This window comes from Rhodococcus opacus B4 (genome assembly GCF_000010805.1).
Taxonomy (GTDB): Bacteria; Actinomycetota; Actinomycetes; order Mycobacteriales; family Mycobacteriaceae; genus Rhodococcus_F; species Rhodococcus_F opacus_C.
The window spans coordinates 5610940-5625359 of the sequence record NC_012522.1 but is presented as its reverse complement, the minus strand read 5'-3'; the positions used below and the strand labels follow the sequence as shown (position 1 = coordinate 5625359).

Here is a 14420-nt window from a genome sequence, read left to right as displayed (position 1 = left end):
CCACCGGCACCACATACCCCGCCAGATACTCCCCCGCCGCACCGTCACCACGCAGCACCACCACCGCCTGCGCCACCTCCACCCGACGCAACAACACCGCCTCGACCTCACCCAGCTCGACCCGCTGACCCCGCAACTTCACCTGAAAATCCGTCCGCCCCAAATACTCCAACTCCCCCGACCGCAACCACCGCACCCGATCCCCCGTCCGATACAACCGCGAACCCCGCCCATCCCCCGCCCCGAACGGATTCGCCACGAACCGCTCCGCCGTCAACTCCGCCCGCCCCACATACCCCCGCGCCAACTGCACACCCCCCAGATACAACTCCCCCGCCACCCCCACCGGCACCGGCCGCAACCGCCCATCCAACACGACCGTCTGCGTATTCCACACCGGCGCCCCGATCGGCACCACCACCCGATCCGCGTCGGTCACCTCGTGGAACGTCACATCCACCGACGCCTCCGTCGGACCGTACAAATTGTGCAGCTCCGTCCCGCTCACCCGGCGCAGCCGTGCCGCGCTCGCCGACGGCAACGCCTCACCGCTGGTGAACACCCGGCGCAACGCACCGCACCCCTCCACGTTCGCGCCCGCCAGGAACACCTCGAGCATCGACGGCACGAAATGCACCGTCGTGACCGATTCCTCGCGGATCACCCGCTCGAGGTACGCGGGGTCGCGGTGCCCACCCGGCTCCGCAATCACCAACCGCGCACCGACGACCAACGGCCAGAACAACTCCCACACCGACACATCGAACGTCACCGGCGTCTTCTGCAACACCACATCATCGGAACCCAGCCGATACCGATCCTGCATCCACAACAACCGATTCACAATCCCCGCATGCGGAACCGACACCCCCTTCGGCCGACCCGTCGACCCCGACGTGAACATCACATACCCCGGACAACCCGGCCGCAGCCGAGCCAACCGCTCCCCATCCCCCACCGGACCCGCCCCCAACCCCGACACATCCAATTCGTCCACCGCCACCACCCGAACCGACCCCGCGAACACCCCCACATCCGCCGACGTCGTCAACACCAGCACCGGAGCAGCCGTACCCACCACATACCCCACCCGCTCCACCGGCTGATCCGGATCGATCGGCACAAACGCCCCACCCGCCACCACCACCGCATACACCCCCACCACCATGTCCACCGACCGCCGCACCGCCACACCCACCGACGACTCCGGACCCACCCCCTCCCCGATCAACCACCGCGCCAACCGATACACCCGCGCAGCAAACTCCCCATACGACAACACCACCTCCCCACACACCACCGCAGGCGCACCCGGACTCCGCCCCACCTGCGCCACAAACAAATCCGCAACACTCACCCCCGGCACCACATGCGACGTCGCATTCCACGACCCGACCACCAACCCCCGCTCACCCGGACCCAAAACCTCCACATCCCCCACCACGGTGTCCGGATCCCCGGCGATCGTCCCGAGAATCCGAACCAGGCGGTCGGCGAGGGCGGCGACGGTGGCCCGGTCGAGGATTCCCGGTTGGTACCGCAGACTCAGCCGCAGTCGTGGTTCGACGATCGTCAGCAGCGTGACCGGGTAGTGCGTGGCGTCGCGGGCGTCGAGACCGGTCACCCGCACACCGCCGACGTCGGTGTTCTCGTCCAGTCCGGACGTGTCGATCGGGTACGACTCGAACACCGACAGCGTGTCGAACAGGTTGCCCAGGCCGATTCGCGACTGGATCTCGCCGAGACCGAGGTGATGGTGGTCGAGCAGGGACGTCTGCTCGTCCTGCAGGCGGGTGAGCAGTCCCGCGACGGTCTCGTCCGGGTCCACCCGCACGCGCACCGGCACCGTGTTGATGAACAGGCCCAGCATGGTCTCGACACCGGGCAGTTGCGGCGGACGACCGGACACGGTGGCCCCGAAGATCACGTCTTCGCGGGAGACGGACCGCGACAACAGGATCCCCCACGCTGCCTGGGTCACCGTGTTCATGGTGACGCCGGCGCGGTTCGCCGTGGCGGCGAGTCCGTCGAGAATCCCGGCAGGCAGGTCGACGTCGAGTTCGTGGGGCACACCGTGCAGCGCCGCGGACGCGTGCGGCGCGAGCAGCGTCGGCTCCTCGACGCCGTCGAGTGCGCGTTCCCAGGCTCGGGCCGACAGTTCCGTGTCGCGGCTCGCCACCCATTCCAGATACGTGCGGTACGAGGGCGGTTCGGGCAGTCCGGCCGGGTCGCCGCCTGAGGCATAGCGGACGAGTAGTTCGCGCACCAGGAGCGGTATCGACCACCCGTCGAGGACGATGTGGTGGTTCGTGATCGACAGGACGAAGCACTTCGGTGCGGTGTGGAACAGCGTCAGCCGGAGCAGGGGCGGCCGGGCGAGGTCGAATCGGGCGCTGCGGTCCTCGTCGAGAAGTCGCACGAGTGCCGTGTCGGTGTCGGTGTCGGTGTCGGTGTCGGTGAGATCGACCTCTCGCCACGGCACCTCCACCGCGTCGAGGACGATCTGCGCGGGTACCCCGTCGTCGTACACGAACGCGGTGCGCAGATTCGCGTGGCGAGCAAGCAGTCCGGCGGCGGCCGCGCGCAGGCGCTGCGCGTCGACCTCGCCCTCGAAGTCGATCCGCAGTTGGGCGGTGTAGACGTCCATCGACTCCGCTGCAAGGGATGCGTGGAACAACAACCCGGACTGCAGCGGAGACAGCGGCCACACGTCCTGCAGCGCCGGGAACCGCTCCTCCCAGCGTTCGATCTGCCGTTGGTTCGCCGATACCAGCGGAAGGTCGGACGGTGTCCGCCCACCCGCGTCCGGCCGTGCCGTGTGCACGGCGAGCCCGCCGAGGGCGCGGCGCCACAGATCCGCGAACGCTGCGACCTCCTCCTCGGAGAGGACACCGGTCGGGAACGCGAACGACGCCCGCAGCCGGGCTCCCTCGGGGGTGTCGGAGACGACCGCGTTGATATCGATCACGGATGCGACAGGCATGTCGGGGTTCGTGGTACCGCCGAGTGTGCTCTCCACCGGGAGCCAGTTCTCGCCTCCACCGGTGACGACCACCCGGCCGAGGTAGTTGAAACCGACTTGCGGAGTGCGGAATCGGTGGAGGGCCTCCGACCCCTCGTCGTCCAGGTAGCGCAGCAGTCCGAAGCCGATCCCGTGATCCGGGATCGCGAGCAACTGCTCCTTGACGGCCTTGACCGCCTGCCCGGCAGCGGCGCCGCCTGCCAGGGCGTCGTCGACTTCGATTCCGGTGAGGTCCAACCGCGCCGGATACACGGTGGTGAACCACCCGACCGTCCGGGACAGGTCGGCGCCCGGGACGACCTGCTCTTCCCGGCCGTGGCCCTCGAGGGTGAGCAGCGTGTCCGGCACGGCGCCCCCGCGCTCCCGTCGCCAGGCGATCAGTGCCAGGGCGATCGCGGTGAGCAACCCGTCGCCGACACTGCCGTGGACGGCGTCCGGGAGTGCCGTGAGCAGGGCGTCGGTCACCTCGGGCGGCACGTCGACCGTGACGGTGCCGACGGTCGCGGCGACGTCGATCGCGGGATCCAGCGGGCGCGAGCCGATCAGCGGATCCGGGCCGTCGAGGATCTTCTCCCACGACGCGAGTTCGCCCGTCCGGGTCCGCACGGCCTCGGTCAGGCCGTGCGACCACCGCCGCATCGACGTTCCCACCGCCGGCAGCGCAGGTGTGAGACCGGCCCCGAGCCGCTCGGCCGCCGACGCGAGGTCCGCGACGAGAATCCGCCAGGAGACCCCGTCGACCACGAGGTGGTGCACGACGACGAGCAGTCGCCCGGCGTCGTCCGGGACGTCGAACCAGACCACCCGCAGCGTCCGGGCCGCGGCCGGGTCCAGGTGGTCGGCCGCGGCCTCGAGCTCGGCGGCGGCGAGTGCGGTGAACTCCTCTCCCCGCACCGCGTCGACGGGCACCCGGTGGACTTCGGCCGGCACCGACCCCGTCGGCAGCACGTTCGTGCCGTCCGCGGACACCAGCGCCCGGAGCATGTCGTGCCGGTCCAGTACCGCCTCGACCGCGCCGACGAGCACCTCGTGAGTGAGGTCGGCGGGTGCCGTCAGCAGCAGCGCCTGCGAGAACCGGTCGAGCCGGCCGCCGCTGCGCTCGAACATCCAGCGCGCGACGGGTGTCAGCGGCAGGGAGCCGACGCCGCCGCCCGGCAGCTCGTCGAGAGCGACGGTGCCGTCGTGGTCGAATCGCGCGGCCGCGGCGAGGCCGGAGACGGTGCGATGGTCGAATACGTCCCGGGGAGAGAGAATCACACCGGCCGCTCGGGCGTGGGCCACCAGCTGGATGGACTGGATGCTGTCGCCGCCGAGGGAGAAGAACGAATCGTCCGCGCCGACCGAGTCCACTCCGAGCACGTCCTCGAACAGTCCCGCGAGGAGTGCCTCGGTCTCGGTCTGCGGCGGCCGGCTTCCGGAGCCGGCGAAGTCGGGTGCGGGAAGCGCTGTGCGGTCGAGTTTTCCGTGGACCGTCAGGGGTAGCGAGTCGAGTATCACGAGCGCGGCCGGAACCATGTACGACGCCAGCCGGCAGGCGACGAAGTCGAGGACTGCCCGCGAATCGATCGACGCACCGGATTCGGGGACCACATACCCGATCAGCCGATCGCCGCCGCCGTCGTTCCACACACTCGCCGCCGCGTGGGCCACGGAATCGCAGGCGAGCAGCGCCGATTCGACCTCGCCGAGTTCGATCCGGAAGCCTCGGATCTTCACCTGGGAATCGGTGCGCCCGAGGTACTCCAGCTGGCCATCCGGAAGCCAGCGCGCCCGGTCTCCGGTGCGGTACATCCGGCTTCCCGGCGGCCCGAACGGGTCGGCGACGAAATTCGCGGCGGTCAGCGGGTGCCGCCGGCGGTACCCGCGCGCGAGGGCGGGACCCGCGAGGTACAACTCCCCCACGACCCCGGCAGGTACCGGGTGCAGCCGGGAATCCAGCACGGTCTCGGTGAAACCGAGGGTGGGTGTGCCGATGGTGACCGGCGCCCCGGGCACCAGTTCCTCGCTGATGCTCGACACGACCGTCGCCTCGGTCGGCCCGTACGCGTTGAACATGTGCCGGCCCGGCGCCCACCGTGCGACCAGTTCGGGCGGACACGCTTCCCCGCCCGTCACGACGCACCCGAGGTCGGGGAGACCGGCGGGATCGATCGACGCGAGTGCCGCCGGAGTGACGAAGCAGTGCGTGACCCGCTCGGATTCGAGCAGCTGCGCCAGTTCGGCACCGCCGTAGACGGACGGGGGTGCGATCACCATCGTCGCTGCCGCGCCGATCGCCAGCAGCAGTTCGAGAACGGACGCGTCGAAACTCGGGGATGCGAAGTGCAGGGTCCGGGATTCGGGCGTCGTCCCGAACGTCTCCCTCTCCTGCGTCGCGAAGGCGGCGAGACCGCGGTGGGTGGTGACCACGCCCTTGGGTGTGCCGGTCGATCCCGACGTGTAGATGAGGTACGCCGGATTGTCGGCGCGGATCGTCGAGAGTCGTTCGTCGTCGGTGATCTCCGACGACGGATAACGCGACAGGGCGTCGCCGGCACCGGGGTCGTCGAGCACCAGCCACGGCACGATGCCGGGCAGCGTGCCGCGGTGCGCGGATCCGGTCAGCCCGTACACGGCGCCGGAGTCGGTGAGCATGTATTCGATCCGCTTCGGCGGGTGATTCGGGTCCACGGGGAGGAATGCGGCCCCCGACTTCGCGATTGCCCAGACGGCCAGGACGGATTCGACGGACCGCGGCACACACAGCACGACCACCGACTCGGGTCCGGCACCGCGCTCGATCAGCATGCGGGCCAGCCGATTCGAACGCCTGTCGAGCTCTCCGTAGCGGATGGCACTTCCGGCGAACACCAGCGCCGTGGCCTCCGGATCGTGCGCGACCGCCTCGGCCATCAGGTCCGGCAGCATCCGCGGCGCGACCGCCGCACCACCCGGCACCGGGGCGAGCAGGGCACGCTCCAGGGATCCGAGAATGTCGATGTCACCGACCCGTGCGCCCGGGTCGGCGGTGACCGCCTCGAGGATCCGCACGAATCGTTCTGCGAAACCGATCGCCGTCTCCTCGTCGAAGAGGTCGGTCGCGTAGCCGAGACCCGCGGTGATGCCTGCCGGGTAGCCGTTCTCGTCGAACGTCTCGGTCAGGGTCCACTGCAGATCGAAGTTGGCGGTGTCGATCTCGAAGTCGAGGTTCCGGATCTGCAGATCCGGCAATTCCAGTGTGGGTCGTTCGATGTCCTGGAACTCGAGCATCACCTGGAACAGCGGCGCGTACGCCGTGGCCCGGGACGGGCTCAGGACCTCCACCACCCGCTCGAACGGGACCTCCGCATGGGTGAAGGCACCCAGGTCGGTTTCCCGGACACGGTCCAGGAACTCGGCGAACGTGGCGGCGCCGTCGACGTGGGTGCGCAGGACGAGCGTGTTGACGAACATGCCGACCACGTCGTCGAGTTCGCGTTCGCCGCGACCGGCGGTCGGTGTGCCGACGGCGATGTCGTTCGCGCCGCTCACGCGGGCCAGTACGACCGCCAGTGCGGCGTGCAGCGTCATGAACACCGTCGTGGCGTGTTCCCGCGCGAGCCTCACGACGCCGGCATGGATGTCCGGGTCGATCACGAATTCGACGCGGCCGCCGCGAAGTGACCGGACGGAGGGCCTGGGCCGGTCGGTGGGCAACTCCAGCAGTTCGGGCAGGTCCGACAGCGTGGCCGTCCAGTACGCGAGCTGCCGCGAAACAGGCGACCTGTCATCGGATTCCGATCCCAGCCACTCCCGCTGCCACAGCGCGTAGTCGGCGTACTGCACGTCGAGGGGCAGCCAGTCCGGGGCGGACCCGTTCGACCGGGACACGTACGCGGCCATGACGTCCCGGGCGAGCGGTGCCATCGAGAAGCCGTCCGCCGCGATGTGATGCACCACCACCGCGAGCACGTGCAGGTTCTCGTCGAGCCGGAACAGTTTCGCGCGCAGCGGCACCTGCGTGGTCACGTCGAATCCCGCGGACAGCAGTATCAGCGAGTGTTCGCGGAGTTCGGCTTCACCGGGCACGACGACCGGAGCGAGGTCGGGTACCGCATTCGCCGCAGGGAGGACCACCTGGCGGGGGCCGTCGTCGGCGAGGGGGAAGAGGGTGCGCACGGCCTCGTGCCGTTCGACGACGTCGGCGACCGCCGCCTGAAGCGCGTGGACGTCGAGTCTGCCCTCGAGTCTCAGCGCGAAGGCGACGTTGTAGGCGGAGGAGGAGGTGTCGAACTGGTTGATGAACCACATCCGCTGCTGGGCCGGCGACACGGGGACTTCCGCCGTGCCTTCCCTCGGTTTCAGCGGGGGGCGGGCCTCGAGCCCGTCCTGCGATTCGGCAAGCTGTGCCAGACCCGCGACGGTGGGGGCGTCGAACACATCGCGGAGTCCGATCCGGTCGCCGACGACGGCGTTGATCCGGGCCACCAGCCGGGTGGCGATCAGTGAGTTTCCGCCGAGGTCGAAGAAGTTGTCGTGCGCGCCCACCCTGTCGAGTCCGAGCAGGTCGGCGCAGACGGCGGCGACGATCTCCTCGATGGGGGTCCGGGGGGCAACGAAACCGGAATCCGGGCTGCCGAAGTCGGGTGTCGGCAACGCCTTCCGATCGAGCTTCCCATTCACCGTCACCGGCAACTCCGCCAACACCACCACCACCGACGGCACCATGAACCCCGGCACGACCGCCGCCACCGACTCCCGCACCGCCCGCTCGTCCACCACCGCACCCGCCACCGGCACCACATACCCCGCCAGATACTCCCCCGCCGCACCGTCACCACGCAGCACCACCACCGCCTGCGCCACCTCCACCCGACGCAACAACACCGCCTCGACCTCACCCAGCTCGACCCGCTGACCCCGCAACTTCACCTGAAAATCCGTCCGCCCCAAATACTCCAACTCCCCCGACCGCAACCACCGCACCCGATCCCCCGTCCGATACAACCGCGAACCCCGCCCATCCCCCGCCCCGAACGGATTCGCCACGAACCGCTCCGCCGTCAACTCCGCCCGCCCCACATACCCCCGCGCCAACTGCACACCCCCCAGATACAACTCCCCCGCCACCCCCACCGGCACCGGCCGCAACCGCCCATCCAACACGACCGTCTGCGTATTCCACACCGGCGCCCCGATCGGCACCACCACCCGATCCGCGTCGGTCACCTCGTGGAACGTCACATCCACCGACGCCTCCGTCGGACCGTACAAATTGTGGATGCCGCCCTCGGGCACCAGTTCCCGCATCCTCGCCGCCGTCGCCGCGGGGAGCGCCTCACCCGAGGCGAACACCCGCCGCAGACCGGTGCATCGCGCCGCCGTCGGCTCAGCGGTGAACACCGCCAGCATCGACGGAACGAAATGCACCGTAGTCACACGGTGTTCGACAATGAGATCGGCAAGATACCCGGGATCACGGTGCCCGTCGGGACGCGCAATCACCAACCGCGCACCGACGACCAACGGCCAGAACAACTCCCACACCGACACATCGAACGTCACCGGCGTCTTCTGCAACACCACATCATCGGAACCCAGCCGATACCGATCCTGCATCCACAACAACCGATTCACAATCCCCGCATGCGGAACCGACACCCCCTTCGGCCGACCCGTCGACCCCGACGTGAACATCACATACCCCGGACAACCCGGCCGCAGCCGAGCCAACCGCTCCCCATCCCCCACCGGACCCGCCCCCAACCCCGACACATCCAATTCGTCCACCGCCACCACCCGAACCGACCCCGCGAACACCCCCACATCCGCCGACGTCGTCAACACCAGCACCGGAGCAGCCGTACCCACCACATACCCCACCCGCTCCACCGGCTGATCCGGATCGATCGGCACAAACGCCCCACCCGCCACCACCACCGCATACACCCCCACCACCATGTCCACCGACCGCCGCACCGCCACACCCACCGACGACTCCGGACCCACCCCCTCCCCGATCAACCACCGCGCCAACCGATACACCCGCGCAGCAAACTCCCCATACGACAACACCACCTCCCCACACACCACCGCAGGCGCACCCGGACTCCGCCCCACCTGCGCCACAAACAAATCCGCAACACTCACCCCCGGCACCGCACGCGACGTCGCATTCCACGACCCGACCACCAACCCCCGCTCACCCGGACCCAAAACCTCCACATCCCCCACCACGGTGGCCGGATCCCCGGCGATCGTCCCGAGAATCCGCACGAATCGCTCCCCGAATCCCGCCGCCGTCGCCCGGTCGAACACGTCGGACGCGTACGTGAACGATGCGGCGATACCCGCTGCAGTGTCCGATTTTTCGTACTGCTCGGCGAGCGTCAACTGCAGGTCGAACTTGGCGACGCCGGGTTCGACGTCGACGGTCTCCACCGTCAGTCCCGGCAGGTCCACGTGGACCGGGGCGGTGTTCTGGAATTCCAGCAAGATCTGGAACAACGGGGAGTACGCGGTCGAGCGGGTCGGCGCGACCGCGTCCACGACGCTCTCGAACGGCACGTCCGCGTGCCCGAACGCCGCCAGATCCGCTTCCCGCACAAGGGCCAGCACGTCGGCGAACGTGGCGGCGGGTTCGACGGCCGTCCGCAGGACCAGTGTGTTGACGAGCATCCCCACGACGTCGTCGAGTGCTTCCTCTCCGCGCCCGGCGATCGGCGTCCCGATCGCGACGTCCCCGGATCCGCTCAGCCGCGCGATCAGGACAGCCAGCACCGCGTGCATCACCATGAACATCGTGCAATCGTGTTGCCGCGCAAGGAGGAGAAGAGACCGATGGTCTTCCGCGGACACGGTGAACCGGACGGTCTCGCCGCGGAGCGTCCTGTCGGTGGGCCGCGGCCGGTCCAGGGGAAGGTCGATCACGTCGGGGAGGCCGGACAGCGTCCGCTTCCAGTACTCCACTTGCGCCGACATCACGCTGCCGGGATGGTCTTCACTGCCGAGGGCGGCCCGCTGCCAGAGGCTGTAGTCGGCGTACTGCACCGGCAGCGGCCGCCAGTCCGGTGGCTGTTGCCGCACCCGCGCCGAGTACGCGACCATCAGGTCGCGGGCGAGCGGTGCCAGCGACGCACCGTCCGCGGAGATGTGATGCACCACGAGCACGAGAACGTGGGCCTGCCCGGTCCGGAAGAGGGCGCCGCGTACGGGCGCCTCGGTGCTCACGTCGAAACCTCGCGCGGCCAGCTCGACCGTTTGCGCGCGCAGCGCTGCCTCGTCGTCGACGATTGTCGGCTCCAGGGCGGGCATCACGTCGCCCAGCGGCAGGATCACCTGATGCGGTCCGTCGACCGATGCCGGATACACGGTGCGCAGCGATTCGTGCCTGCCGAGGATGTCCCCGACCGCAGTCCGGAGCGCCGCCTCGTCGAGGGTTCCGGTCAGGCGCAGCGCCATCGGGATGTTGTAGGCGGGTGAGGAGGTGTCGTACTGATTGACGAACCAGAGGCGTTGCTGGGCAAGCGAGAGAGGGATCCGGTCGGGGCGCCGCTGCGCGACGAGGTCCGGTCGGTCGGCGGGCCGGGTGTGCGCACTCCCGATGCGTTCCGCCAATGCCTCCACCGTCGGTGCCTCGAACAGGGTCCGCACCACGAGATCGACACCGAGCGCGGCATTGAGCCGGGCGACCACCCTCGTCGCGGCGAGCGAATTCCCGCCGAGGTCGAAGAAGCTGTCGTCGAGCCCGATTCGCTCCACACCCAGGACGTCCGCGAACACCCGCGCGACGGTCTGCTCCTCCGCGGTGACAGGAACCCGGAACTCGGTTTTCGCGGAGAGGAATTCGGGCGCGGGCAACGCGGCACGATCGAGTTTCCCCGCCGGGGTCAGAGGCAACTCGTCCAGGACGACGATCGCCGCCGGCACCATGTACGTCGGCAGTTGCTTTGCGGCGAGATCCGTCAATTCGGTGGCTGTGAGCCGCTGCCCGGCGGCGGGCAGCACGTACGACACGAGCACCGTGTCTCCGGACGGTGCCGTGCGCGATGTCGTCACCGCGGTCCGCACGTGTGGATGGGCGTGAAGGACCGTGTCGATCTCGCCGAGTTCGATGCGGAAGCCACGCATCTTCACCTGGAAATCACTGCGGCCCACATACTCCAGGGTGCGGTCGGTTCGCCACCGCACCACGTCCCCGGTGCGGTACATCCGGTCGCCGGGCCCGCCGAACGGGTCGGCCACGAACCGTTCCGCCGTGAGCGCCGACCTGCCGCGGTACCCGCGTGCGAGGCCGTCGCCGGAAATGTACAACTCTCCCGCCACCCCGGCAGGCACCGGTGACAGCCGCTCGTCGAGGACGACCTCGCGGAATCCGCGGAGCGGACCGCCCAGCGTGACGGCACCGTCCGGCTGCATCGGTGCGCTGATGTTCGACATGACGGTGGCCTCGGTGGGCCCGTACGCATTGGACAGCCGGCGGCCGGGCGCCCACCTCTGCACCAGTTCCGGCGGGCACGCCTCGCCGCCGAGCACCACGTCGCCGAAGCCGGAGAGTCCGTCCGGGTCGATCGTGCCGAGCGCCGCGGTGGTGACGAATCCGTGAGTAACCCTCTCCGACCGCAGGAACCGGGACAGTTCCTCCCCGCCGTAGATCGTCGGCGGAACGATCACCATGGTCGCCGCGGCGGCGAACACGTGCAGGTACTCGGAGACGGACGCGTCGAAACTCGGGGTCGAGAAGTGCAGAACCCGGGAGGTCCGCGACGCACCGGATCGGGCGAGTTGCTCGGCCGCGAAGTTGTCCAGGCCGCGGTGGGTGACCACGACGCCTTTGGGCCTGCCCGTCGAACCGGACGTGTAGATCACGTACGCCGGGTTCTCCGGGCGGAGAGGCCGAACCCGATCGGAGTCCGTGACGGCGGAGTTCGGCCGACTCGCGCAGTGCAAACGGAACTCGTCCTCGTCGAGTACCAGCCACGGCACCGATCCGGGGAGCCGGGACCGCACGGTCGACACCGTCACGCCCAGCGCCGCACCCGAGTCGTCGAGCATGTGCTCGATCCGCTCGGCCGGGTAGTTCGGGTCGGCGGGCAGGAACGCGGCCCCGGCCTTGCCGACCGCCAGCATCGACAGCACCGACTCGATCGAGCGCGTCATGCCCAGTGCCACGACGTTCTCCGGCCCGATGCCGTGCTCTGCCAGGACGCGGGCCAATTGGCTGGAGCGCTCGTCCAGTTCCCGGTACGTCACGTCGTGTCCGAGATACGAGAGTGCGGTGCCGGTGGGGTTGGCACGGGTTGCCGCCGAGAACAATTCGGGCAGTGCGCGGCCAGGCCGTCCTGCGGGGCCGGGTACCGGGACGAGGGTGGCCCGTTCGGCGTCGGACAGGATGTCGATGTCGCCGACGACCACACCGGGGTCGCCGGTGGCCGCCTCCAGGATGCGGCGGAATCGCTCACCCAGTCGACGAACGGTGCCGGGGTCGAACAGATCGACGGCGAACCCGAGGGTCACCGTGATGCCGGCCGGGAGGCCGTCGGCGTCGAACGTCTCCGCCGCCGTGACCCGGAGGTCGAATCGGCCGATCCCGGGAGGCCCGGCCGCGTCGCCGTCGACCAGCACCTGGACGATCGGCGAGAAGGCGGGCGAATCGCGGAGCGCGACCGCCCGGACCACGTGCTCGAACGGGACGTCGCGGTGCTCGAACGCCTCCCGGTCGACGGCGTCAACGTAGCGGAGGTGCTCGGTGAAGGTCGCGTCCAATGGGGCGCGGGTCCGGAGGACGACGAGGTTCTGTCCCCGGTCCACCGGGACCATCGTTCCGACCGCGACATCCGCGGCGCCGGAGAGCCGGCTCAACAGCACGGCCGCGGCCGCGTGCAGAACGCCGAACAGGGTGGTGTCGTGGTCTTCGGCCAGGGCCCGCACTCCGCGGTGGGTGCCGGCGCCGATCGGAACGTCGACGCGGTCGCCCCGCCCGGACCGCAAGATCGGCCGGACCCGATCGGACGGCAGATTCAGCACTTCGGGCATCCCCGACAGCCGATCGGTCCAGTACGCGAGGTGGAGCGCCTCCCGGCGTCGTCGAGCGCCGTCGCGGGCGGTCGCGTCGTGAACGGTCCCGAGCCGGGCCTGCGGATCTGCCGAAACGAATTCCTCCAGCAGTTCGACGAAGTGCCGGTGGTGCCGGCGCAGCGCCGAATCCTCGTACCGGTTCGGATTGGCCCGGAAGTCGACGAAAATCTCCGCCGGCGTCCCACTCGGGTACACGTTGACCAGGAGATCTTCCACCGGGCCCGACGTGACGATGTGGTATTCGCCGACCAGGGGGCCGAGCGTGACCTCCTGGTGGAACAGCATGACGTTGACCATGGGCCCGTGGAGTTCGGCACCACCGCCCGCGCCGGCGTCGCGGCGGATGTCCTCGACGCTGCACCGCTGGTGCCGTAGCGCGCCCATCAGTTCTCGCCTGACCCGCGCAACGAGGTCTGCGACGGTGCCGTCCTCGTCGACGGTGACCGGCAGCGGTGCGACGGTGACCGTCATGCCGCCGGAATTGCGGAGCAGCGAGGTGGTGCGGCCGGACATCGGAACATTGACGAGGACTTCGGTTTTCGCGGTCGCCCGTGACAGGTAGCAGGCGAAGGCGGCGATGATCGTGACGGCGGCGGTGGCAGTCGCCTGGCTGTCCGAGTTCTGGATACCGGACGCGGCCGCCTCGGAGAGCAGGGCACTTTCGACCTTGCTCCTGGCGAGTGCGGGCGCGTCCGCGTCGGCCAGAGTCGAGCCGCCGATTCCCTCGACCCGTCCGGCCCAGTACTCCCGGTCGGCCACGAAACGATCCGAGGCCCGGTAGCCGGCGTCGACGTCGTACAGTGCGCGCAGCGTCGCGGCCCGGCTCGGATCCGGTTCGCGGCCGGCGACCGCGGCCGAATACCGGTGCGCGATGCGGTTGATCAGCGTCATGGCGCCGTAGCCGTCGAGCGCGACGTGGTGAATGCGGCTGTACCACAGGTAATGTGCTTCGCCCACGCACAGGATCGACGTCTCGAACAGCCGATCGGCGGCGAGATCGAGTGGGGCCTGGTAGTCCCGGTCCATCCAGGCGTGCGCGGCGGCAACCGGGTTTTGGTCGCCGCGGAAGTCGACGAACTCGATGGACGTGTCGGTGCTGTGGTCGACGTACTGCATCGGCGTGCCGTCGACCTCGACGACCTTGAGGAACGGCGACTCGAACTCGCGGGCCACCGCGATGGTCTCGCGCCGCAGCAGGCCGATGTCGAGGTCGCCGTGCAGTTCCACGTAGTGCGCGACCGAAATCGGCACCGCGGGGTCGAGTTGCTGCGCGAACCAGGTGGCACGCTGCGCCGCGGACAGCGGGAACGAGGCCGCCTCCGAGTGTTCTGTCGCCGGCTTCGTCGTGTCTGGGGGCTTCACG

General features: G+C 69.4%; 1 protein-coding gene (running past one end of the window). It reads right to left on the bottom strand.

Annotation, left to right across the window (positions count from 1 at the left end; genetic code table 11):
* Nucleotides 1-14419 carry the 5' portion of a non-ribosomal peptide synthase/polyketide synthase gene (locus tag ROP_RS25650; protein WP_015888917.1) on the bottom strand. Its footprint begins 12164 nt before the window's first position, so 14419 of the gene's 26583 nt are visible here — the first part of the coding sequence; it begins with the start codon at nt 14417-14419; its stop codon lies off the left edge, out of view.
* Nucleotide 14420: the final 1 nt, after the last annotated feature.